This window comes from Methylobacterium sp. B4 (assembly GCF_003201865.1).
Classification (GTDB): domain Bacteria; phylum Pseudomonadota; class Alphaproteobacteria; order Rhizobiales; family Beijerinckiaceae; genus Methylobacterium.
This window is the reverse complement of the sequence record NZ_QJJJ01000014.1, coordinates 16,315-40,340: the sequence shown is the minus strand read 5'-3', so window position 1 is coordinate 40,340 and position 24,026 is coordinate 16,315. Positions and strand designations below refer to the sequence as shown.

The following is a 24,026-nucleotide window of genomic DNA, read 5'->3' as shown; positions in this document are numbered from 1 at the left end:
GCGGCTTCGCGCGATTGTCCCGGTTGTGAGAGCCGCGCGGCTGTCCGCGCCGTTCGAATCGTGCATGATCCGCTAATCCTGCCCGCGCGCCGCGTCCGGGCCCATCCGGCCACGGAAGCTGATCGAGCGTGCCTCCCTTTCCCTTCACTGCCATCGTCGCCCAGGAGGAGATGAAGCGGGCTCTGCTGATCGCGGCGGTCGATCCGTCCGTCGGCGGCGTCCTCGTCTTCGGCGACCGGGGCACCGGCAAGTCCACGGCGGTTCGGGCGCTCGCCGCCCTGCTGCCGAAGATCCGCGCGGTGGCCGGCTGCCCCTATTCCTGTTCCCCCGAGGCACCCGCCGCCGATTGCCCGCATTGCGCGCGGGGAAGGGGCAAGAGCCACATGATCCCGGTGCCGGTGGTCGACCTGCCGCTCGGCGCCACCGAGGACCGGGTCGTCGGCGCCCTCGATCTGGAGCGCGCCCTGACGAAGGGCGAAAAGGCCTTCGAGCCGGGCCTGCTGGCGCGGGCCAATCGCGGCTTCCTCTACATCGACGAGGCGAACCTGCTGGAGGACCACCTCGTGGATCTCCTGCTCGATGTCGCGGCCTCGGGCGTCAACACGGTCGAGCGCGAGGGGCTATCGCTGCGCCACCCGGCCCGCTTCGTGCTCGTCGGCAGCGGCAACCCGGAGGAGGGGGAGTTGCGCCCGCAGCTCCTCGACCGCTTCGGGCTCGCCTGCGAGGTGACGACACCGACCGACATCGCCACGCGCATCGAGGTGGTGCGGCGGCGCGACGCCTACGAGCGCGACGCGGACGGGTTCTGCGCCGCGCAAGGAAAGGCCGAGAAGGCGCTCCAGAAGACGATTCTATCCGCCCGCGAGCGTCTGGGCGGAGTGGGCGTTCCAGATGCGGTGCTGGAGAGCGCGGCCCGGCTCTGCCTCGCGCTCGGCACCGACGGCCTGCGCGGCGAGCTCACGCTGATGCGCACGGCCCGGGCACTCGCCGCCCTCGAAGGGGCGGACGCCGTGACGGTCGCGCATCTGCGGCAAGTCGCCCCGAGCGCGCTCCGCCACCGTCTGCGCCGCAATCCGCTCGACGAATCCGGCTCCACGGCGCGTGTGGCGCGGGCCGTGGAGGAGGTTCTGGGGGCGGGCTGAAGCCGGCCCTCAATCGTCCTGGTCGATGTCCTTGTCGAGGACGAGCTTCGACTCGACGGTGGTGTCGGCCTTGAGCTGGTAGACCAGCGGGATGCCGGTCGCGATCTCCAGGCTCGCGATGGTCTTGGTGGTCATGCCGTCGAGGACCATCACCAGCGCCCGCAGGGAGTTGCCGTGAGCGGCCACCAGCACGCGCTGGCCGGACATCACCCGCGGCAGGATCGACTGGATGTAGTAGGGCAGCACCCGGGCGGCGGTGTCCTTGAGGCTCTCGCCGCCGGGCGGGGGCACATCGTAGGAGCGGCGCCACTCGTGGACCTGGGCGTCGCCCCAGCGCTCGCGGGCATCGTCCTTGTTGAGGCCCGCGAGGTCGCCGTAATCGCGCTCGTTGAGCGCCTCGTTGCGAATCGTCTCCAGCCCGCTCTGACCCATCTCTTCGAGGATCAGCGAGCAGGTGTCCTGGGCGCGGCGCAGGTTCGAGGTGAAGGCCACGTCGAACTGCGTGCCCTGGCTCTTGAGCCAGCGCCCGGCGCGGCGGGCCTCCTCGATGCCGAGTTCGGTCAGCTCCGGATCGCGCCAGCCGGTGAACAGCTTCTTGAGGTTCCACTCGCTCTGGCCGTGCCGAGCGAGGACGAGCAGGCGCTCCATGGGATCGATCTCTCCGGAGGATGGCTGTGCGAGGCCGCCGCCTTGGCCTCGGGAAACATGCGCCCGGCCTCTACCAGAGGGCTCGCCGCGCCCCAAGCCCGAGCCTGACGTTCCGCCGAATTCGTTATTCGGAGATAAGTCTAATCCCGAAGCCCGAGCACGTCGTCCATGCCGTAGAGGCCCGGCGGTTTGTCGAAGGCCCATCGCGCCGCCCGCAGGGCGCCGCGGGCGAAGATGGCCCGGTCCTCGGCGTGGTGCGAGAGCGTGATGCGCTCGGAGGGGCCGGCGAAGATCACGCTGTGATCGCCGACCACCGATCCGCCGCGAAGGGTGGCGAAGCCGATATCGCCGGGCCGGCGCGCGCCGGTATGCCCGTCGCGAGTCGAAACGCGGGTCTCGGCGAGCGCGACCCGGCGGCCCTCGGCCGCGGCCTCGCCCAGCAGCAGGGCGGTGCCGGAGGGCGCATCGACCTTCATGCGGTGGTGCATCTCCAGCACCTCGATATCGAACTCCTCGCCGAGCGTGGCCGCGACCCGGCGCACGAGGCCGGCCAGCAGGTTGACGCCCAGCGACATGTTGCCTGAGCGCACGAGGCGCGCGTGGTAGCTCGCCGCCTCCAGCCGCTTCAGGTCCTCTTCGGAAAGCCCCGTCGTGCCGATCACGTGGACGATGCGGGCCTGGGCGGCCAGTTCCGCGAAGGCGAGCGTCGCGGCGGGCGCGGTGAAGTCGAGTACGCCGTCGGCGGCCACGAAGAGCGGCAGCGGATCGTCCGAGACCGGCACGCCGAGTTCGCCCACCCCCGCGAGCAGCCCTGCATCCCGGCCGAGGGTCGGCGAGCCCGGGCGCTCGATGGCGCCGTGTAGGGTGCACCCGTCCGCTTCCGCGACGGCACGGATCAGCATCCGCCCCATGCGCCCCTCGGCGCCCACGACCACGAGCTTCATGTTGATCGACTTTCCGCTGCGATGGATGGCCGGCGGCCGTCGGGCGCTTGTAGCGCATTCGGCCGCCGGTGGAGCGCCCCGCGCATGGCCGTCAGGCCCGCTGCGAGGCGATCAGCGGTCCGAGCACGTCCGACACGCCGCTGACGGTGATCTGCGTGCCGACGCACAGCAGAAGGAAGGCTGAGAGGCGCCCGAGCACCCGTGCCCGTACCGGTCCGATCAAGGTCACGACCCGGTCCGCCGAGCCGTAGGCGAGGCGGATCAGGCCGGCGATGGCCATCGCCGCCAGGGAAGCACCGAGGAAGAAGCCGGCGAGGTCGCCCGGCTCGGAGGGGCGGTTGGCGCCCAGCGCGATGGCGACGGCGATGGTACCCGGACCGGTGGTGAAGGGCAGGGTAAGGGGGAAGAACGCGACCTCGGCGAGATTGTCGCCGGCTTCCGGCTCGGCCTCGGCGTGCTTGCGGGCCTCCCGCGCCTCGGGCGCGTTGAGCAGGGTCCAGGCGAAGGCGGCCACGAACAGGCCGCCGGCGATGCGAAGGGCCGCCAGCGAGACGCCGAAGAAGTTGAGGATCGGGGCGCCGGCCCACAGGGCGGCGAGCATGACGAGGGCGGCATAGAAGCCGATCCGCCGCGCCAGCTCGGCCCGCTCGGCATGCGAGCGGTCGGCGGTGATCTGCGCGAACATCAGCGCCGACCCGACCGGGTTCACGATCGAGAACAGGCTGGACAGCGCGAGCAGGAAGCTCGTCAGGACGGTCTCGAATCCGATGGATGCCAGCATGCGGGCGCGGCTCGGCAGTGTCTGGGAGGCGAGGCGGCTTTAGCCCGGCTGACCGGCCGGCACCAGCACCCGGGCGGGCGCCCGGCTCGGCACGCGGCGCACCTGCCGCACCGCGACCGGCCGGTAGAGCTGCTTGGTCGCGTCCACCACGTGCAGGCCGGCAAACGGCATGGCGAGCCCGGTGCCGAACCGCTCCCAGGCCGACGCGGTGCCGAGCCAGAAGCGGCTGCGGATCGGCGGCATGTAGAGCGTCTCCGCCCAGCCCTCCGGCGAGAACAGCGTGTCGCGCATCAGCCGGGAAAGCTGCGAGCGGCTGTAGGGCTGGCCGTGCCCGAAGGGCGTCGCGTCCCGCCGCGCCCAGACGCCGGTGCGGTTGGGCACCACGAGCACGAGCCGCCCGCCCGGCGTCAGCACGCGCCACACCTCCGAGAGCAGTTCGCTCGGGCTCTCGACGGCTTCGAGCCCGTGGACGAGCACGACCCGGTCGACCGCCGCCTCCGGCAGGGGCAGCATGGTGAGGTCGGCCAGGGCCGTGACCGAGCGCCCGCTGGCGGGCCAGTTCACCACGCCCTGCGTCGCCGGCATGAAGGCCAGCGTGCGCTCGGCGATGACGTGAACGGGTCCGAGATAGGGCGTGACGAAGCCGAGCCCGAGCACCCTTAGGCCCGAGACGGAGCCGAGGAAGCCGTGGATCGCCCGGCCGACGACGCGGTGCGTGACGATGCCGAGCGGGCTGGCGTAGAACGCCCGCAGGTCCGTGACGTCGAGGCGCATCGGATGGGGTGCCGGCACGGCTCAAAAGTCCTCCGCGAGGCAGATTTCCGCATCAATGGGGATCGCGGGCGCGTCCGGCAAGCGTTTCCAGCGGAGAGGGCGTTCGCGCCGACGCGCATTCCGACGGCTGTCGTCCTAGATGTCGTATCGTTCCCGCCGAGCCGGGCGGGCCGCATTCTTCGCGAAAGGCTCATCGATGGCGAGCGTCAAACCCGAGATCCGTACCTTCCTGTGCCGGAGCGACAATATCGGCGTGCTGATCCGCGATCCGGCGAGCGGCGCCTGCGCGGCGATCGACGTGCCGGAGGCCGCGCCCGTCCTCGCCACCCTGGAGGCCGAGGGCTGGCAGCTCACGGACATCCTCGTGACCCACCGCCACGCCGACCATATCGAGGGCATCCCCGAGGTGGTGGAGCGCACGGGCGCGCGGGTGACGGCGCCGGAGAAGGCCCGCGAGGCGGTCCCGGGCGCCAAGCGCACCGTCGCGGAGGGCGACACCGTGACGGTCGGCGACCTCGTCGCCAAGGTCTGGGAGACGCCGGGCCACTGCGCCGACCACGTGACCTACCACTTCGCGCAGGCCGAGGTGGTCTTTGCCGGCGATACGCTGTTCACCCTCGGCTGCGGACGCGTGATGGAGGCCGAGCCGCAGGTGCTGTGGCGCTCGCTGAGGCGCTTCCTCGACCTGCCCGACGCCACCGCCGTCTATAGCGGCCACGATTACGTGCTCTCCAACGGCCGCTTCGCGCTGGCCGCCGAGCCGGACAACAGAAATCTCAAGGACCGCGTGGCGCAGGCCGAGCGCCTCGCCGAGCAGGGCGGTTTCCTGATCCCCTCGACTATCGGTGAGGAGAAGGCGACCAACCCCTTCCTGCGTGTGGGCGAGCCGGCCCTCGCCCGGGCCGCCGGGCTCGAGCCGGGAAGCGATCCGGCGGCGGTGTTCACCGCGCTGCGGGCCTGGAAGAACCGGTTCTAGGGGTCGCGTCCCGGGCCGAGGCGGCATCCGCTTCGGCTCCGGGAACGCGTCGCGACGAGGGGCGGCGCGGCCCGATCGTGCGGTTCCAGGCCTGGAACCGCGGTCCGGCCAGCGCGGGACGATCACACATCCGCTTATGTCACCGGCGGCGATGCGAACGACTGTCTTCGGCGCGACGCGCGAATCATAAAAACCGGGAGGTGCCGAACAGGCAGGCCGATTCTTGAGACGGGACGAGGCTGCGGATGTCGTCGGACACCATCGTGGAGCATTTCCGTCACATCCTGCTCTGGCCGCTGCAACTGGTCCCGACCGGCCGCGAGCCGATGGCCTGTCACTGGCAGAAGCTCGGGCCGCCCTGGCGGAACCTCGATGACCGGTTCGCCCACGAGCGCGGTCGATTCCAGGAGCGCCACTACCGGGAATTCGTCGCCTTCCTCCCGCACGTCCAGCACTTCCTCTACGGCGAGGCCTATGAGCGCGAGGCCGGCCGGGGCTACGGCGAGTCGCCGATCCACATCGTCCGCCGCGAGGACGTGACGTCCGCCCGCGTCACGCTCGACGAGGACGGGCCGCCGATCGACCTCGATGTCGTGCACATCGACCTCTACTTCTTCCACGACCTGGACATCGCGCTGCTCTACGTCGAGCTGGCGGCGGAGGGGCTACCGCTCGCCGGCGCGCAGGATCTCATGTTCCGCATCGGCCGCACCTACCCGTCCGGCTGGGACGAGCAGGGGCGGGCGCTCCATTGCCCGCGGCGCATGGAGTGGCTCGGTTCCGGCGGCGAGGTCCTTGCGGCTTCCGACTTCGAAAATTGCGAACACTACCTCGCCGCCATGTGCCGCAACCGCTCGGCGCGGGTGGCGGCCCACTGGGACTTCCTGGTCGCGCCGATCGTCCCGCATCACTCGAAGGTCCCCGGGGCGCTCCGCTACCGGCATCTCGAGGATTACCGGATTCCAGGCATGGGCTTCTTCGCGACCCGCGATCCGTCGCAGATCACGCGCACCGACTACGTCCGTCTCGGCCTCAACACCGGTCCCGACCCGTCCGAGGAGCTGCCCTATTCCGACGCCTACCTCGCGCGTTTCGAGGAGGAATACTGCCACGACCGGTTCTTCGATCCGGGGCGCGGCGTGGCCTCGGGCATGCGGCTGACCTGCAGCGGCTGGGGTCTGACCATGGTGACGGGGACGTCGACGGCCGCGATCGACCCCGAGCGCGGGCTGCTCGGCGAGTTCCGGCACCGCTACTTCCAGCTGTTTCTCATGGCGCGCTTTCACAAGGCCGCGCTTCTGATGATGGCCGACCGGCTGGCGGTCGCGGTGAACGCCCTCGACATCACCGATCGCCGGAGCGTGGGCCGCTTCGCGCAGGACATGCGCCTGTCGATGGAGAGCTTCCTGCGCTTCAACCACCGCTACTGGTTCCATCAGGCCTCGAACCAGACGCAGGCCAGCGAGATCTTCGCGCTGCTCACGACCCAGCTCGGCACGGAACGTCTCTACGAGGATGTCCGGCAATCCCTGGGCGCCATGTCGGCCTATCTCGACAGCGAGTCGCTACGGCGCCAGTCGCGCTTCTTCCTCAAACTCACCGTGGTGACGATCTGCTTCATGGTGGGCGCGATCACGGCGACGGTGCTGGGGATGAACGTGCTCGACTTCGCGCACGCGACCCATCTCGAAAAGCTCGTCGCCGTCATCGTCGTATTCGTTGGCGTGCTGCTGCTCACCACCTACACGGTCGTGAAGTCGCGGCGCCTCGCCGCCTTCGTCGATGCCCTCTCGGACGAGCGCATGGCCCTGACGACCAAGGCCCAGGCGTTCCTCGACATCTGGCGCAAGGAACAGCGCTGAGGCGAAACCGGCCACGCCGGAGACACCGAGGCCTCGCGGAAGCGACTCAGCCGGCGCATGGATGGGGTGCGGCCGACCCGTCGCGCCATTTCCATGGGCGCCTGTGCTCCGGCGGACCTTGCCTTCGGGCCGGTGCCATGGGATCGAGGCCCACGGTTTGCGCATCGCAACACGACCCGCTCGTCCGCGTATCTCGGCGAAAGGCCGGTTCCCTTGCCCACCCTCTTCCGCTTCCTTGCCACGATCGCGATCCTCGCGGGCCTCGTCTTCGCCGGGATGTTCGCCCTGGCGACCTTCGTCGAGCCGACGCCCCGGGAGATGAGCGTCAACATTCCCAACTCGAAGCTCCAGCCGGGCGGCCGATGAGCGGGGGCGGGTCTCCGGTCCCGCCCGTGCCCCCATCCGGTCCGGCGGAGGATCCGGCGCAGGCCTTCCTCGACATGCTCGCCGCGGAGCGCGGCGCGGCCGCCAACACGCTGGCGGCCTACCGGCGCGATCTCGACGACTATCTCGGCGACCTCGCCCGGCAGGGCGTCGATCCGCTGGAGGCGGAGGCCGAGCAGGTGCGGGCCTACATCGCCTCCCTGGAGCCGCGCGGCCTGAAGGCGTCCTCGGCGGCCCGGCGGCTGTCCTGTATCCGCGGCTTCCACCGCTTCCTCTACGCGGAAGGGTTTTCGGACACCGATCCGACCGCACCGGTCGCCGCCCCGCGCCGGGCCAAGGGCCTGCCGAAGATCCTGTCCGTGGCCGAGGTCGACCGCCTGCTCGCCGTTGCCCGGGAGCGGGCCGAGGCCGCGGGCGAGAACCGGGCCGAGGCTCGCGTCGCCGCGCGGATGCTGTGCCTGCTCGAACTGCTCTACGCCACGGGCCTGCGCGTCTCCGAACTCGTCGCCCTGCCGCGCTCGGCCGCGGCCACGCGCGAACGCTACCTCGTGGTCAAGGGCAAGGGCGGGCGCGAGCGCCTCGTGCCGCTCACCGACCTCGCCCGCGACGCGATGCGCGCCCATGCCGGCCATCTGCCCGCCGACGGCCCCTGGCTGTTCCCCGCCGAGAGCGAGAGCGGCCATCTCAGCCGGCAGGTCTTCGCCCGCGACCTGAAGGCGGTCGCTGCCGCCGCGGGCCTGCGCGCCGACCGGGTCAGCCCGCACGTCCTGCGTCACGCCTTCGCGAGCCATCTCCTCCAGAACGGCGCGGATCTGCGCATCGTGCAGGAATTGCTCGGCCATGCCGACATCTCGACGACCCAGATCTACACCCACGTCCTCGACGAGCGGCTGAAGGGCATGGTGCGCGACCTGCACCCGCTGAACGATCAGCAGGACGTGATTGCGGAGGGTGAAAGGCAACTATAGAAGCCGTCCGAACGGTATCGCCGACCGCTTTATCGGCGGATCGGGAAACGCAATTTTATTCGTTTTGCATTCGAATGCCGACCATTGCCTTTCGCATGCAAGTCGTGTCCCGGTTCGATTTGAGCGGGATCCGGTGCGGAGGAGACGGCGCGATCTCTTGAGCCCTCCGATCCAGGATCGTCATGCGCCTCGACCTGCCCACGCTCTTCATGATGACGGTCGCCATCATCGTCACCGTGGGCGTTCTGTTCCTGCTGTCGTGGAGCCAGACCCGCCGGGAGCGCGCCCTGGCGATCTGGGGCGTCGCCCATCTGATCGGCGGGATCGCCTCGCTGATGCTGGCCCTGCGCGGCCAGATTTCGGACGAACTGTCGATCGGTGTCGCCAACGCGCTGATGATCGCGAGCTACGGCTTGATCTGGAGTGGGGTGCGCGCCTTCGAGCGCCGTCCGCCGCTGCTCGGTTGGGCTGCGGCCGGCGGGCTGGTCTGGCTCGCGGCCTGCCTCGTGCCGCCCTTCTTCGCGTCGATCGTGGCGCGCGTCATCCTCGCCTCGACCATCGCCGGGATCTATTGCGCCCTCGGCGCCGGGACCATCTGGCGCGGGCGCGACGAGCCGCTGGTCTCCCGCTACCCTGCACTGGCGCTGCTCGCGATCTATGCCGGCCTCTACTGGATCCGGATTCCGCTGGCGCTCACGGTGCCGCTGCCCAGCTCCGTCTCGATGAGCTCGCCCTGGTTCGCCATCCTGTGCTTTGCCGGCACGCTGTTCTCGGTGGCCATCGCCTTCGTGTTCATGGCACTGACCAAGGAGCGGGCGGAGCGTGAGCAGCGCCTCGCCGCCGAGACCGATTCCCTGACCGGCATCGCCAACCGGCGCGCCCTGGTCGACCAGGCCGAGCGGCACCTCGCCCACGGTCCGGCGGCCCTGCTCCTGTTCGATCTCGATCACTTCAAGGCGATCAACGACCGCTACGGCCACAATGTCGGCGACGCCGTGCTCTCCGCCTTCTGCCACGTCACGGTGCCGCTCCTTCCACCCGGCGCGGTGTTCGGGCGGATGGGCGGCGAGGAATTCGCCTGCCTGCTGCCGCGGCACGACGGACGGGCGGCGGCCCGCATCGCCGAGCAGGTCCGCTCCGCCGTGGCGGGCTTCACCCATCCCGACTATCCCGATCTCAGGCTACGGGTCAGCGTCGGCACGGCGGCCGAGAGCCAGATCGGCGGCAGCCTCGACTACCTGCTCCGCCGGGCCGACGAGGCGCTCTACCGGGCCAAGGATGCCGGGCGCGACCGCGTGATGTGCGACGACGGCTTCGAGGTGCCGCTGCGCCAGAGCGGACGCCAGGGACGGGCGAGCGCGCGCTGAGCCGTCCACACGAAGCGCCGAACGCGGGGCGCGGGGACGGTCGACGGCCCCGCTTCGTTTCAGGCATGGTCCTCGCCGGCAATCGAGGGCGGAGAGGACCGTCCCGAGCGGGGGCGGGTGCGATGCGACGGCTGGTGTCGGGGATGGTCCGAGCGCTCGCGGCCGGCGCCCTCGCCGCGGGGGCCGCCGCAGCGGAACCCGTCGAGGGCCGGATCGAGGCGCTCATCTCCCGCATGACGCTGGAGGAGAAGGCCGGCCAGCTCAACCTGATCTCGCACGAGCCGATCCTCGACCTCGACAGCATCCGCCGGGGCGAGGTCGGGGCTGTCATCAACTTCAACAATGCCGGGCTCGCCGCCCAGGCCGACCGCCTCGCCCGAGCCTCGCGTCTCGGCATCCCGCTGCTCGTCGGCCTCGACATCGTTCACGGCTACCGCACCGTCTTCCCGCTGCCGCTGGCCATGGCGGCGAGCTTCGATGCCGGCCTGCTGCGCCGCGCCGCCGCCGCCCAGGGCCGCGAGTCGGCGGCGGTGGGCATCAACTGGACCTTCGCGCCGATGGCGGACGTGGCCCGCGACCTGCGCTGGGGCCGCGTGGTCGAGGGACTGGGCGAGGACCCGTGGCTGACCGGACGCCTCGCCGCGGCGCAGGTCGAGGGATTTCGCGACGGCGGGCTCGCGAGCACGCTCAAGCACTTCGTCGGCTACGGCGCGGTGCTCGGTGGGCGCGACTACGACGCCACCTTCGTGGCCCCGACCGAGATGCACGACCTGCACCTGCCGCCCTTCCGCGACGGCATCCGGGCGGGCGCCGACGCGGTCATGACGGCGCTGACTGCGCTGAACGGTGTGCCCGCCACCGCCGATGCGAGCCTGATGACCGGCCTGCTGCGGCGGCAGATGGGCTTTTCCGGCCTCGTCGTGGCGGATTGGCAGGCGGTGGCCGGCCTCGTGAAGCACGGCGTCGCCCGCGACGATGCGGAGGCCGCGCGTAAGGCGCTGCTCGCGGGTGTCGACATGGACATGACCAGCGGCCTGTTCCTGCGCCACCTGCCCGAGGAGGTGCGGGCCGGGCGCATCCCCGAGACCGCTCTCGACGCGGCGGTGGGCCGGGTGCTGCGGCTGAAGTTCGGGCTCGGCCTGTTCGACCGCCCCGTCCTCGATCCGGCGGGCGCCGAGGGCCGGTTGCTGCGTCCCGAGACCCGCGATCTGGCCCGCGCCGCGGCGCGCGCGAGCCTCGTGCTGCTCCAGAACCGAGGCGACGTGCTGCCGATCGATCCCGCCCGCGTGCGGCGCATCGCCGTGGTCGGGCCGTTCGCCGATTCCGCCTGGGATCAGGTCGGGCCGCACGAGGGCGCCGGGCAGGAATGGGACGCGACGAGCGTCCTCGCGGGCCTGCGCGCGCGGGGTGCCGCATCCGGGGTCGAGATCGCGTTCGCGCCCGGCTGCGGGCGGGTCTGCGACGGCAGCGACGGCTTTCCCGCCGCGGTCGAGGCGGCGCGCAGGGCCGACCTCGTCGTGGCGGTGATGGGCGAGCCCCGCGATCGTTCGGGGGAGGGCTCGTCGAGCGCCTTCCTGTCCTGGCCCGGCCTGCAGCAGGAACTGCTCGCGGCGGTCTCGCAGGCCGGCACGCCCGTGGCGCTCGTCGTCTTCGGCGGGCGGCCGACCGAACTCGGCCCGGCGCTGGATCGGGCGCAGGCCGTGCTAATGGCTTGGCTTCCCGGCACGGAGGGCGGGCCGGCGATCGCCGAGACGCTGTTCGGCGATGCCAACCCGTCGGGAAAGCTGCCGGTCTCCTGGCCGCGCACCGTCGGGCAGATGCCGCTCACCTACGACGCCCTGCCGGGCGGACGCCCGCATCTTCCGGGCACGCGCTGGACCATGGGCTACGCCGACGCGTCGCCGCTGCCGCTGTTCCCGTTCGGCCACGGCCTGTCCTACACCCGCTTCGCCTACGGCGAGCCGGAGATCGCGACCCCGCGCCTCGGCGTGGGCGACCGCTTCGAGGCTGTCTTGGAGGTCCGCGCGCCCGTGACCAATCACGGCACGCGGGCGGGGCGGGCGGTGGTCCAGCTCTACGTGAGCCAACCGGTGGCCGCCCGCAGCCGCCCGAGGCGCCTGCTCAAGGGGGTCGCCCTGCTCGACCTCGCCTCGGGCGAGACCGGAATCGCCACCTTCCGCGTCCCGGCGCGCGACCTCGGCTACCACGAGCCGGACGGCACCCTCGTGGTCGAGGCCGGCGCCTACCTCGCCCATGTCGGCGGCGATTCCGTCGGCACGCGAAGCGCCGGCTTCACGGTCGAGACCGGCTGGCGCGGGCCGCCGGGCAGCGACGAGGCACGGCGCTAGAGCCTCGCCCTGGATCCCGGATCCAGGACGAGGATCCCGGCATCCGAGTCTGCATCATCCCGAAAGCCGGAGGCCGTCTTTCGGGATGATGCTCCGGCCCCCTACCCGAAGGTCTTCCTCGGATCGAACGCGTCCCGCACCGCCTCGCCCGCGAAGACGAGCAGGCTCAGCATCAGGGCCACCACGGCGAAGCCGGTCAGCCCGAGCCAGGGCGCATTGATGTTGTCCTTTCCCTGCGCCAGCAGTTCGCCGAGCGAGGGCGAGCCCGGGGGCAGGCCGAAGCCGAGATAGTCGAGAGAGGTCAGCGTCGTGATCGAGCCGTTCAGGATGAACGGCAGGAAGGTCAGCGTCGCCACCATGGCGTTGGGCAGGAGGTGGCGGGTCATGATGCGGATGTTGGACAGGCCGAGGGCGCGGGCGGCGCGCACATATTCGAAATTGCGCGCGCGCAGGAATTCCGCGCGCACGACGCCGACCAGCGCCGTCCACGAGAACAGGATCAGGATGCCGAGCAGGGTGAAGAAGCTCGGCACGAGGAAGGCCGACATGATGATGATGAGGTAGAGCGTCGGGATCGCGCCCCAGATCTCGATGACCCGCTGGAAGATCAGGTCGGTCCAGCCGCCGAAATAGCCCTGCACCGCCCCGGCGATCACGCCGATGACCGAGGAGAGGGCGGCGAGCACGAGGCCGAACAGGACCGAGATTCGGAAGCCGTAGATGATGCGGGCCAGCACGTCCCGGGTCGCGTTGTCGGTGCCGAGCCAGTGCCACTCGATGTCGCGGCAGCCGAGTTCGCGCCCCTCCGCCTTGACGCCGGCCCGCTCGGCGACCGGGCGGCACTGCGCGTCGTCCAGCATCCAGGTCGGCGGGGAGGGGGCCGCGGTCGGCAGGTCCCGCATGAAGGTGTTGTCGGCGTAGGGGATCGGCGGCCAGAGCACCCAGCCGTTCGACTCGATCTCCTGGCGTGTCAGCGGATCGCGGTAATCGGTCCGCGCCAGGAAACCGCCGAACTTCTCGTCCGGGTAGTCGATCAGGACGGGAAACAGCCACTCGCCCTTGTACTGCATCACGATCGGGCGATCGTTGGCGATGAGTTCGGCAAACAGGCTCAGCACGAACAGGGTGGCGAAGATCACCGCCGACCAGTAGCCCCGCCGGTTGGCCCGGAAGTTCGCGAGCCGCCGCCGGTTCAGCGGCGAGAGGCCGCGGCGGGCGGCGGTCGGCAGGACCTGCATCTGCGGCGCGTTGCCCGGCGCGGTGACGGGCACCGCGTCGAGTTCGGGTCGCAGGTGCTCGTTCATCGGCTCAACCCTCCCGCTCGGGCGGCCGATGCACGGCTCAGTCGAGCCGGACTGCGGTGCCCTCGATCTCGCTCGGCCGCAAGTTGCCCTTGCGCTCCAGATGGCGGCGCAGCAGGCGCACGTTGCGACGGTTCGCCTTGAAGGCGGCGTCGAGCAGGTCGCCGGCCAGCGGCACCGAGCCGACGGCGCCGTCGAGGGCGACGTTGGCCATCATGCGCCAGACCAGCCAGCGCGGCGCGCCGAGCCGCTTGGCCTCGTAGACGATGTACGAGGCGATCGCCATGCCCGCGATGTCGCCGATGATGGGGACGAGACCGATCACCGCGTCGAGGCCGACGCGGCGGTTGATGCCCGGCAGGAGGAAGGCCGAGTCCATCAGGTGGGCGAGCTGCTCCAGGCGCTGAAGGCTCGCCTCCGTGCCGGTATCCGTGAAGCGGCGGATCTGTGCCGCGCCCTCGGACTCGCGAAAGGCCATGCGGTGTGTGTCGGCGGGCGTGCTCATGGGACGGGATGTGGCCCCGCCTTTCGCGTTCCACAAGGAACGACCGGCCGCGCGCTACCCCGCGCGCACGAGGCCGGCGAGGCGCTCGATCGCCGCGTCGAGCGTGGCGTCGTTCTTGGCAAAGCAGAGCCGGACGAGGTTCGTCACGTCTCCCCGCTCGTAGAAGGCGCTGACGGGAATGCCCGCCACGCCGTGCTCCCGCACCATGCGCTCGCAGAAGGCGGTGTCGCCCTCGCCGAACCCGGCGATGTCGATGCTGAGGAAGTAGGTGCCCGCGCTCGGCAGCACCGTGAACCCGAGGTCGGACAGACCGCGCGCGAGCCGGTCGCGGGAGCGGCCGAGGCCGTCTCGCATGGCCTCGAAGAAAGCGTCGTCCTTGGCCAGACCGTAGGCGACGGCCTCCTGAAGGTTGGGCGGCGTGGTGAAGGTCAGGAACTGATGCGCCCGCGAGAGCACGCGCATGAGGGGCTCGGCCGCCATGACGAAGCCGACCTTCCAGCCGGTGAGGCTGAAGATTTTGCCGGCCGAGCTGATCTTCACCGTGCGCTCGCGCATCCCCGGCAGGGCCATCAGGGGCACGTGGCGCCTGCGATCGAAGATCACGTGCTCCCAGACCTCGTCGCAGACCGCGACCGCGTCGTGGCGGCGGCAGAAGGCGGCCACCAGCGCAAGGTCCGCCTCGGGGAAGACGGTCGCGCTCGGGTTGAGCGGGTTGTTCAGGAGGACGAGCCGGGTGCGCTCGGAGAAGGCCTCGGCCAGGGCCGCCTCCTCGATCCGGAAATGCGGCGGCTTGAGCGTGACGAAGCGCGGCACGCCGCCTGCGCGGCGCACCAGCGGCAGGTAGGCGTCGTACATCGGCTCGAACAGCACGACCTCGTCGCCGGGCCGGATCAGCGCCATCAGCGCGCCGGCCAGGGCCTCGGTCGCGCCCGATGTGACCATCACCTCCCGCTCGGGATCGAGATCGAGGCCCTGGTGCGCCCGGTAATGCGCGGCGACCGCCGTGCGCAGGGAGGGCAGCCCCATCATCGGCGGATACTGGTTGCTGACGCTCTCCAGCGCCCGCGCGGCGGCGGCCCGTACGTCGTCCGGTCCCTGGCCGTCGGCAAATCCCTGTCCGAGATTGATGGCGCCGTGCTGTCGGGCCAGGCGCGACATCGTCTCGAACACGGTTTCCGGAAGGTCGGCGAAGACGGGGTGCGCGAAACGATCCATGAAGTTGTCTTTGCCCGCCGGTCGCGCGGCGTCGAGGCTCCGGTGCAAGACGGGAGCTGCCACAAGAACTTGGCGCTGCATGGCATCGTCATGGCCTCAGGCAAGAGGCGTCTTGCAGAAACTTGCCAGGGCTCTCGGCGAAGGCTTCCTGTAAGGTGCGCTCACGCACATGAGCTTGCGTGACGAGCAGGAAAGCCGGGATTTGCGGGCGGAGTTGGGGGTGACGAATGTTGACGATCATCAGTCGTAAGCGCATGTTCTGACCACGGTCGGACCGGCCGCCGCACTTGAGGGACTTCGCCCCCTCGTCTCGCGAGTGTGGCTGGCCGGTCCGGTCGCAGAATGAAAAAGGCCGCCGCTCGACTCGGCGGCCTTTTTCATGTCCGATCGCGACCAGCGCGGCGAACGGGCTCGGAATCGGCGGAACATGCGTCTGGGAACCTGTCTGCTCCTCGCGCTCGGCTGCGGCGTCTCCGGGCTGGGCCTGCGTCTCGCGCTGCCGGTGACGGCGGTGGATGCCTCGTTTCGCGAGGTGATCCGCCTCTATCAGCCGCAGGGCGCGGCGGGATCCAGCAATACGCCGGAAACGTCGTCGCCCTAGGAACACCGTATTGCCCGGTCAGCCTCGCGGCCGGCTCCGCTTCGGCCCGGCCTCCGTCCGCGCGCGCGTCGGCTGGGATCGCTTCACCGCCAAGTTGGGAACGGAGCCATGGGGCTCCCCACGAGCGGGCCCGCGTTTCGGGCTCGGACTTCTGTCGACGAGTGTGAGGGATGAACGAGAGTTCGCCGATACGTAGGGAGACGGCCCGGGAATACAGGGTCGCCGATCCCGTGCCGGCCTCGGTGCCGGTCCGTCGGCGCCGCCGGTTGGGCCGCTGGATGCTCGCGCTCCTGATCCTGGGCGGGGCCGGCGCGGTCGCGCACCGCACCTACGACGCGAGGCAGAAGCCCGCCGAGGAGACCGCCCGCGCGCCGGGCCATGGCGGTCCGGGCCGCGGCGGACGCCCGGCCGACATGAAGCAGGCGGTCGGCGTCGCGCCGGTCACCACCGGCAACATGCCGGTGGTGCTCCAGGGGCTCGGAACGGTGACGCCGCTCGCCACCGTCTCGATCCGCTCGCAGATCAGCGGCTACCTCACGAAGATCGGTTTCCGCGAGGGCCAGATGGTGAAGGAGGGCGACTTCCTCGCCCAGATCGACCCGCGTCCCTACGAGGCCCTGCTCGCGCAGTATCAGGGCCAGCTTGCCCGCGATCAGGCGCTGCTGCAGAACTCGAAGCTTGATCTCCAGCGCTACCAGACGCTGAACCGCCAGGATTCGATCTCCAAGCAGAACGTCGACACCCAGGCCGCCCTGGTGAAGCAGAACGAGGGCACGGTGGCGGCTGACCAGGCGCTGGTCGATCAGCAGAAGCTCAACCTCACCTATGCCCGGATCGTCTCGCCGATCGAGGGGCGTGTGGGCCTGCGTCAGGTCGATCTCGGCAACTACATCACCGCCGGCTCGACCAACATCGTGGTCGTGACGCAGCTGCGGCCGATCTCGGTGGTGTTCACCCTGCCCGAGGACGACGTGGCGCGGGTGATGCGCCGGGTGCGCGCGGGCGCCACGCTCACCGTGCGCGCCTACGACCGCAGCGACCAGCACGAGATCGCCACCGGCCGGCTCGACACCGTCGACAACCAGATCGACACCACAACCGGCACCGTGAAGCTGCGGGCGATGTTCGAGAACGGCGACGAGACGCTGTTCCCGAACCAGTTCGTCAACGCGCGTCTCACGGTCGAGACCATCGAGAACGCGCCGCTCGTGCCCAACGGCGCCATCCTGCGCGGCACGCCGGGCACCTACGTCTACCTGATGGACGGCGACGAGAAGGTCACCGTGCGGCCGATCAAGACCGGCGAGACCGACGGCGTGAACACGGTGGTGCTGTCGGGCCTCACGGCCGGCGACCGCGTCGTCACCGACGGAACCGACCGCCTGCGCGAGGGCGCGCAGGTGCGGGTCGTCGGGCACACGGCCGGTCCTCAAGCCGCGGGTCCGGCGGCCGGCGCGCCCGGTTCGACGCTCCCGGGGACGCCGGCTGCAAACGCATCCGCGGGAGGCGCGCCCGCGGCCGGTCCGCCGGCCGAGGCGGGCGCCGAACAGGGCGGCCAGGAACGTCGGGGACGCCGGCGACCGGCGCAGTAGGCGGGTCGAAGCCATGAACCCGTCCCGCATCTTCATCCTGCGGCCCGTCGCGACCACGCTGTCGATGCTGGCGATCCTGATCGTCGGCGCGGTCTCCTACCTGAACCTGCCGGTCTCGGCGCTGCCCGCCGTCGATTACCCGACGATCCAGGTGCAGACCTTCTACCCGGGCGCCAGCCCGGAGGTGATGACCTCGGCCGTGACCGCTCCGCTGGAGCGGCAGTTCGGCCAGATGACCAATCTCAACCAGATGTCCTCGCAGAGCTCGGCGGGGGCCTCGGTCATCACCCTTCAATTCAACCTCGACATCCCCCTCGACATCGCCGAGCAGTCGGTCCAGGCGGCGATCAACGCGGCGGGCAACCTGCTGCCGACCGACCTGCCGGCGCCGCCGATCTACGCCAAGGTCAACCCGGCCGACGCACCGGTGCTGACGCTGGCGCTGACCTCCGCCACGATGCCCCTCACGCAGGTCCGGGATCTGGCCGAAACGCGGTTGGCGCAGAAAATCAGCCAGATCGCGGGCGTCGGCCTCGTCAGCATGGGCGGCGGCCAGCGGCTGGCGGTGCGGGTGCGCTTCAACTCCATGGCCATGGCCGCCTACGGCCTCAACATCGACGACCTGCGCACCACGATCGCCAACCTCAACGTCAACACGCCCAAGGGCAACATCGACGGCCCGACCCAGTCCTACGCCATCAACGCCAACGATCAGGTCCGCGACCCGGCGGTCTATGCCAGCGCCATCATCGCCTACCGCAACGGCGCGCCCGTGCGCCTGACCGACGTGGCCGAGGTGGTGGAAGGCCCTGAGAACACCCGGCTCGGCGCCTGGGCCGACCGGACCCCCGCGGTCATCCTCAACATCCAGCGCCAGCCCGGCGCCAACGTCATCGATACGGTGGACCGCATCAAGCGGTTGCTGCCGCAGCTCGAAGCGACGATGCCCGCCTCCGTCTCGATCGCCACGCTGACCGATCGCACGACGACGATCCGCGCCTCGGTGCACGACGTGCAGTTCGAGCTGATGCTTGCCATCGCGCTCGTCGTGATGGTGATCTTCCTGTTCCTGCGCAGTTTTTCCGCGACGCTGATCCCGAGCCTGTCGGTGCCGCTCTCGCTGATCGGCGCGCTCGCGGCCATGGATGCCTGGGGCTTCTCCCTCGACAACCTCTCGCTGATGGCGCTCACCATCGCCACCGGCTTCGTGGTGGACGACGCCATCGTCGTCATCGAGAACATCGCCCGCCACGTCGAAGAGGGGGACGACCCGTTCGAGGCGGCGCTGAAGGGCTCCCGCGAGATCGGCTTCACCATCATCTCGCTCACCGTTTCGCTGATCGCGGTGCTGATCCCGCTGCTCTTCATGGCCGACGTGGTGGGACGGTTGTTTCGCGAGTTCGCGATCACGCTCTCGGCCACCATCGTCATCTCGGCTGTGGTCTCGCTGACGCTCGTTCCGATGATGTGCGCGCGGCTTCTGAAGCCCGTCGCCCACGGCGCCGACACACCCGCCACCCGCCGCGAGGGCCCGATTGCCCGTGCCGGCCGTCGGCTCAACGACGGCGTCATCGCGCTCTACGGCCGGGCGCTGCGGGTCGTGCTCGCCCATCAAGGCCTGACGCTGCTGGTGACGCTCGGCACCGTCGCGCTCACCGCCTGGCTGTTCGTGGTGATCCCCAAGGGCTTCTTCCCCGTGCAGGACACGGGCGTGATCCAGGGCATTTCCCAGGCCGACCAGAGCGTCTCCTACGAGGCCATGGCGGAGCGCCAGCAGGCGCTGGCCGACGTGGTGCTGAAGGACCCGGACGTGGCGAGCCTGTCCTCGTTCATCGGCGTGGACGGGCAGAACGTCACGCTCAATTCCGGCCGCTTCCTCATCAACCTGAAGCCCCGCGAGGCCCGCGGCGCGGATGCGAGCACGATCATCCGCCGCCTCAACGCGGCGACCGCCACGGTATCCGGCGTGCGGCTCTACATGCAGCCGGTGCAGGATCTGACGATCGACACGGCCGTCTCCGCCACGCAGTACCAGGTGATCCTGGAGAACCCGAATCTCGGCGACTTCGAAACCTGGGTGCCGCGCTACGTCGATGCCCTGCGCCGCTCGCCGCTGCTCGCCGACGTCACCAGCGATTACCAGGGCAACGGACTGGCCGCCTACGTCACCATCGACCGCGCCACGGCGGGCCGCTACGGCATCACGCCGGCCACGATCGACAACGTGCTCTACGACGCCTTCGGCCAGCGCATCGTCTCGACCATCTTCACCCAGTCGAGCCAGTACCGGGTCATCCTCGAGGCGAACCCGAAGCTGCACACCTCGCTGGCCTCCCTCGAAAACCTCTACCTGCCGTCCTCCACCGCGCCCTCGGGGCAGGTGCCGCTCTCGGCGGTGGCGAAAATCGAGGAGCGCCGCGCGCCCCTGCTGATCGGCCATCTCGGCCAGTTCCCGGCCACCACCGTCTCGTTCAACCTCGCCCCGGGTGTCGCCCTGGGCCAGGCGGTGGATGCGCTCGACGCCGCGCGCAAGGCGATCGACCTGCCGGCGAGCTTCAACGTGGTGCCGCAGGGCTCGGTCATCGCGTTCCAGACGGCGCTCTCCAACGAGCTGTTCCTCGTCTGCGCCGCGATCATCACCGTCTACATCGTGCTCGGCGTGCTCTACGAGAGCTTCATCCACCCCATCACCATCCTCTCGACCCTGCCGTCCGCCGGCATCGGCGCGCTGCTCGGGCTGATGTGGTTCGGGCTCTCGCTCGACATCATCGCGATCATCGGCATCGTGCTCCTGATCGGCATCGTGAAGAAGAACGCGATCATGATGATCGACTTCGCGCTCCAGGCGGAGCGCGAGGAGGGCAAGACGCCCCGCGACGCGATCTACGAAGCCTGCCTGCTGCGTTTCCGCCCGATCCTGATGACGACGCTCGCCGCCCTGTTCGCGGCGGTGCCGATGATCGTCGGCTCCGGCGTCGGCTCGGAGCTGCGCCAGCCGCTCGGCATCGTCATCGCCGGCGGCCTCATCGTCAGCCAGGTTCTGACGCTGTTCACGACCCCCGTCATCTACCTCGCCTTCGACCGGCTGGAGCGCCGGATCATGCGGCGGCGGGAGCGGGACGGGCTGGCGCCGGGCGGGGCGGTGCCTTGAACCTCTCCGAACCCTTCATCCGCCGCCCGGTTGCGACGACGCTGCTGACCATCGGCCTGCTCTTGGCCGGCATGTTCGCCTACGTGCGCCTGCCGGTGGCGCCGCTGCCGCAGGTCGATTTCCCGGTCATCCTCGTCCAGGCGCAGATGGCCGGCGCCTCGCCCGAGACCATGGCCACCACCGTGGCCGCGCCGCTGGAGCGGCGGCTCGGGGCCATCGCCGACGTCAACGAGATGACCTCGACGAGTTCGACCGGCACCGTGCGGATCGTCCTGCTGTTCGGCCTCAACCGCGACATCGACGGCGCCGCCCGCGACGTGCAGGCGGCGATCAACGCCGCGCGCGCCGACCTGCCGACCTCGCTGCGCACCAACCCGACCTATCGCAAGTTCAACCCGGCCGATTCGCCGATCCTGATCCTGGGGCTGACCTCCGGCACCCTGACGCCCGGTCAGCTCTACGATTCCGCCGCGACCATCGTGCAGCAGCGGATGAGCCAGATCGAGGGCGTCGGCAACGTCGATATCGGCGGCTCGTCGCTGCCGGCGGTGCGGGTCGAGCTCGATCCGACCGCCCTGTTCCACTACGGCATCGGCCTGGAGGGCATCCGCGCAGGCCTGGCCTCGGCCAACGCCAACTCGCCCAAGGGCGACATCGTGGCAGGGGACCGCCGCTACCAGCTCTACGCCAACGACCAGGGCCGGCAGGCCTCCGACTACCGCGACATCGTCGTGGCCTACCGCAACGGCGCCGCCGTGCGGCTGGCCGATGTCGGCGAGGTGGTCGACTCGGTGGAGGACAAGCGCAATCTCGGCCTGGTCGACGGCAAGCCGGGCGTGATCCTGTTCATCTACAAGCAGCCGGGCTCGAACGTCGTCGAAACGGTGGAGCGGGTGCGCGCGGCGATCCCGCAGGTCAAGGCGGCGCTGCCGGGCGACATCGACCTCAACATCTCCGGCGACCGCTCGGCCACGATCCGCGCCTCGCTGGCGAGTACCGAGGAGACGCTGGTCATCGCCATCGGCCTCGTGATCTTCGTCACCTTCATCTTCCTGCGCTCGTGGCGGGCCACGCTGATCCCGGCGGTGGCCGTGCCGATCTCGATCGTCGGCACCTTCGCGGCGATGTGGCTGCTCGGCTACTCCCTCGACATCCTCTCGCTGATGGCCCTGATCATCGCGACCGGCTTCGTCGTGGACGACGCCATCGTCGTGCTGGAGAACATCCAGCGCCACATCGAGGCCGGCATGCCGCGGGTCGAGGCGGCGCTGACCGGCGCCCGCGAGGTGGGCTTCACCGTGGTCTCGATGAGCCTGTCGCTCATCGCCGTGTTCCTGCCGATCCTGCTCATGGGCGGCATCGTCGGCCGCCTGTTCCAGGAATTCGCGGTCACGCTGTCGATGGCGATCCTCGTCTCGCTCGTGCTCTCGCTCACCACCACGCCGATGATGTGCGCGCTGCTGCTGAAGCCGGAGGCGCAGAGGCATGGGGCCAAGCGCCCCAACATCCTGCTGCGGGGGCTGGAGGGCGGCTTCGACGCGCTGTTGCGGGGCTACGAGCGGACCCTGCGCATCGCGCTCCACCATCGCCGCCTGACCGCGCTCAGCGTCTTCATCGCGATCGGGCTGACCGTCTACGGCTACATCATCGTGCCGAAGGGCTTCTTCCCCGATCAGGATACCGGCCAGCTCATGGGCGGCATCCAGGCCGACCAGCGCATCTCGTTCCAGTCGATGAAGGAGAAGTTGGAGCGGGCGAGCGCCATCGTGCAGGCGGATCCGGCGGTGGAGAGCATCGTCGGCTTCACCGGCGGGCGCGGCACCAACTCGGCCAACGTCTTCGTCGGGCTCAAACCCCTGGGCCAGCGCGATTCCATCGAGAAGGTGATGAACCGGCTGCGGCCCAAGCTCGCCCAGGTGGCGGGCGCGCGCCTGTTTCTCTTCCCCCGCCAGGATCTGCGCATGGGCGGCCGGCAGAGCTTCGCCCAGTACCAGTACACGCTGCAGGGCGACACGGCGGAGGAACTCTACGCCGCCTCGCCGAAGCTGCTCCAGGCGCTGCAGAAGCGCACCGACATCTTCGCCGACGTGACTTCCGACCAGCAGGAGGGCGGGCTGGAGAGCCGCCTCGTGATCGACCGGCCGACGGCCTTCCGCTACGGCATCACGCCCGACCAGATCGACAACACCCTCTACGATGCCTTCGGCCAGCGTCAGGTCTCGACGATCTACAACCCACTCAACCAGTACCACGTGGTGATGGAGATCGCGCCGCGATACCTCCAGAACCCGGAGGTTCTGAAGACGATCTACGTCTCGACCACGGGCGGCCGGGCGCGAGGCTCGGCCACGACCAACGCAGTGGCCGGCACGGTCGAGGGCGGCGGCACCACCACCGAATCGACCGCCTCGACCTCCACCACCGACACGGCCGCGACGCTCGCCGCCGACTCGGCGCGCAACGCCGCCGCGAACGCCATCGCCGCGAGCCGGGGCAGTGCCTCGTCGAGCGCGCCGGTGTCGAGCGCCCGCGAGACCATGGTCCCGCTCTCGGCCTTCGCCCGCTTCGAGACCGGCAACGCCCCGGTCCAGGTCTCGCACCAGGGCCTGTTCGTGGCCACCACGATTTCCTTCAACCTCGTGCCGGGCAAGAGCCTGGGCGAGGCCACGGCCGTGATCGACCAGACCATGCTCGACCTGCAATTGCCGCAGACGATCCACGGCGAGTTCGCCGGCGCGGCCAAGAGCTACCAGGACTCCGCCTCGCGCCAGCCGCTCCTCATCCTCGCCGCCCTGCTCGCGGTCTACGCCGTGCTCGGCATCCTCTACGAGAGCTACATCCACCCGCTGACGATTCTCTCGACTCTGCCCTCGGCCGGCATCGGCGCCATCGTGGCCCTGCTCGCCACCGGCACCGAATTCACCATCGTCGCCCTGATCGCGGTGTTCCTCCTCATCGGCATCGTGAAGAAGAACGCCATCCTGATGATCGACTTCGCCATCGATGCCGAGCGGCATCGGGGGATGACGCCGCATGAGGCGATCTTCGAGGCCTGCATCCTGCGCTTCCGCCCGATCATGATGACGACGCTGGCCGCCATCCTCGGCGCGGCCCCGCTCATCGTCGCGGGCGGCGAGGGGGCGGAGCTGCGGCGGCCGCTCGGCATCGCCATCGTCGGGGGACTGATCGTCAGCCAGATCCTGACCCTCTACACGACACCGGTCGTCTACCTGTATCTCGACCGTCTCCGGCTCTGGGCGAAGCGCCGCCGGGGCGGAGCGGCGGCGGTGCCCGCCGAGTGAGGATGTTCGTTTCGTGATCCCTGACACGTGCAAAAACCCTCTCCCCTCTGCGGGGGAGGGGGCCTGCGGAGCAGGCGGGAGAGGGGCCGGCTCCGCACTGTCCGGAAGCGGCGCTCTCCTCACCCGTCCCTCTTCGAGGGCCACCCTCTCCTGCAGAGGGGAGAG

General features: G+C 70.2%; 18 protein-coding genes. 11 read left to right on the top strand and 7 right to left on the bottom strand.

Annotation, left to right across the window (positions count from 1 at the left end; genetic code table 11):
- Positions 1–128: 128 nt before the first annotated feature.
- Positions 129–1,142: a magnesium chelatase ATPase subunit I gene (bchI, locus tag BY998_RS16580; RefSeq protein ID WP_110352717.1), complete on the top strand. Its 1,014-nt coding sequence runs from the start codon at positions 129–131 to the stop codon at positions 1,140–1,142.
- 9 nt (positions 1,143–1,151) lie between these two features.
- On the opposite strand, the gene BY998_RS16575 is transcribed toward bchI, so the two are convergent.
- The 4 genes from BY998_RS16575 to BY998_RS16560 all read right to left on the bottom strand — a co-directional run bounded on the left by BY998_RS16575 (position 1,152) and on the right by BY998_RS16560 (position 4,289).
- Positions 1,152–1,790: a 2,3-bisphosphoglycerate-dependent phosphoglycerate mutase gene (locus tag BY998_RS16575; protein ID WP_110352716.1), complete on the bottom strand. Its 639-nt coding sequence runs from the start codon at positions 1,788–1,790 to the stop codon at positions 1,152–1,154.
- A 140-nt stretch (positions 1,791–1,930) separates the two neighbouring features.
- Positions 1,931–2,734 (bottom strand): 4-hydroxy-tetrahydrodipicolinate reductase, encoded by an 804-nt coding sequence (dapB, locus tag BY998_RS16570; RefSeq protein WP_110352715.1) that lies wholly within the window; start codon positions 2,732–2,734, stop codon positions 1,931–1,933.
- Between the two features lie 91 nt (positions 2,735–2,825).
- Positions 2,826–3,515, bottom strand: coding sequence for a MarC family protein (locus tag BY998_RS16565; protein ID WP_110352714.1), 690 nt, complete (start codon positions 3,513–3,515; stop codon positions 2,826–2,828).
- 39 nt (positions 3,516–3,554) lie between these two features.
- Positions 3,555–4,289: a class I SAM-dependent methyltransferase gene (locus BY998_RS16560; RefSeq protein ID WP_110352713.1), complete on the bottom strand. Its 735-nt coding sequence runs from the start codon at positions 4,287–4,289 to the stop codon at positions 3,555–3,557.
- Positions 4,290–4,485: 196 nt separating this feature from the next.
- Between BY998_RS16560 and gloB the strand changes: the two genes are divergently transcribed.
- The 6 genes from gloB (at position 4,486) to BY998_RS16530 (ending at position 12,194) form a co-directional block, all read left to right on the top strand.
- A complete protein-coding gene (gloB, locus tag BY998_RS16555) occupies positions 4,486–5,265 on the top strand; it encodes a hydroxyacylglutathione hydrolase (RefSeq protein ID WP_110352712.1) in 780 nt (259 codons plus the stop codon).
- A gap of 245 nt (positions 5,266–5,510) precedes the next feature.
- Positions 5,511–7,127, top strand: coding sequence for a hypothetical protein (locus BY998_RS16550; RefSeq protein WP_110352711.1), 1,617 nt, complete (start codon positions 5,511–5,513; stop codon positions 7,125–7,127).
- Positions 7,128–7,340: 213 nt separating this feature from the next.
- Positions 7,341–7,493 carry a histidine kinase gene (locus tag BY998_RS16545; RefSeq protein ID WP_110352710.1) on the top strand — a complete coding sequence of 51 codons (153 nt, stop codon included), beginning with the start codon at positions 7,341–7,343 and terminating at the stop codon, positions 7,491–7,493.
- Entirely contained in the window at positions 7,490–8,479 is a 990-nt protein-coding gene (locus tag BY998_RS16540; protein WP_110352709.1) for a site-specific tyrosine recombinase XerD, read from the top strand. The genes BY998_RS16545 and BY998_RS16540 overlap by 4 nt, the downstream gene beginning before the upstream one ends.
- A gap of 182 nt (positions 8,480–8,661) precedes the next feature.
- A complete protein-coding gene (locus tag BY998_RS16535; protein WP_110352708.1) occupies positions 8,662–9,846 on the top strand; it encodes a GGDEF domain-containing protein in 1,185 nt (394 codons plus the stop codon).
- Between the two features lie 143 nt (positions 9,847–9,989).
- A complete protein-coding gene (locus BY998_RS16530) occupies positions 9,990–12,194 on the top strand; it encodes a glycoside hydrolase family 3 N-terminal domain-containing protein (protein ID WP_245421622.1) in 2,205 nt (734 codons plus the stop codon).
- Positions 12,195–12,295: 101 nt separating this feature from the next.
- Here BY998_RS16530 and BY998_RS16525 read toward each other — a convergent pair whose 3' ends face one another.
- The 3 genes from BY998_RS16525 to BY998_RS16515 form a co-directional block, all read right to left on the bottom strand.
- The gene (locus BY998_RS16525; protein ID WP_110352706.1) at positions 12,296–13,498 is read right to left on the bottom strand and encodes an ABC transporter permease; all 1,203 of its coding nucleotides are present in this window, start codon (positions 13,496–13,498) and stop codon (positions 12,296–12,298) included.
- A 37-nt stretch (positions 13,499–13,535) separates the two neighbouring features.
- A complete protein-coding gene (locus BY998_RS16520; RefSeq protein WP_110352772.1) occupies positions 13,536–13,973 on the bottom strand; it encodes a DUF4112 domain-containing protein in 438 nt (145 codons plus the stop codon).
- An 81-nt stretch (positions 13,974–14,054) separates the two neighbouring features.
- Entirely contained in the window at positions 14,055–15,215 is a 1,161-nt protein-coding gene (locus tag BY998_RS16515; RefSeq protein WP_110352771.1) for an aminotransferase, read from the bottom strand.
- A 427-nt stretch (positions 15,216–15,642) separates the two neighbouring features.
- Between BY998_RS16515 and BY998_RS24440 the strand changes: the two genes are divergently transcribed.
- The 4 genes from BY998_RS24440 (at position 15,643) to BY998_RS16490 (ending at position 23,861) form a co-directional block, all read left to right on the top strand.
- Complete coding sequence (locus BY998_RS24440) at positions 15,643–15,816, top strand: hypothetical protein (RefSeq protein WP_181425542.1); 174 nt, start codon at positions 15,643–15,645, stop codon at positions 15,814–15,816.
- Between the two features lie 170 nt (positions 15,817–15,986).
- Entirely contained in the window at positions 15,987–17,408 is a 1,422-nt protein-coding gene (locus BY998_RS16500) for an MdtA/MuxA family multidrug efflux RND transporter periplasmic adaptor subunit (protein ID WP_110352704.1), read from the top strand.
- A gap of 13 nt (positions 17,409–17,421) precedes the next feature.
- The gene (locus BY998_RS16495) at positions 17,422–20,559 is read left to right on the top strand and encodes a multidrug efflux RND transporter permease subunit (protein ID WP_110352703.1); all 3,138 of its coding nucleotides are present in this window, start codon (positions 17,422–17,424) and stop codon (positions 20,557–20,559) included.
- On the top strand, positions 20,556–23,861 hold the full coding sequence (locus tag BY998_RS16490) for an efflux RND transporter permease subunit (RefSeq protein WP_110352702.1): 3,306 nt from the start codon (positions 20,556–20,558) through the stop codon (positions 23,859–23,861). The genes BY998_RS16495 and BY998_RS16490 overlap by 4 nt, the downstream gene beginning before the upstream one ends.
- Positions 23,862–24,026: the final 165 nt, after the last annotated feature.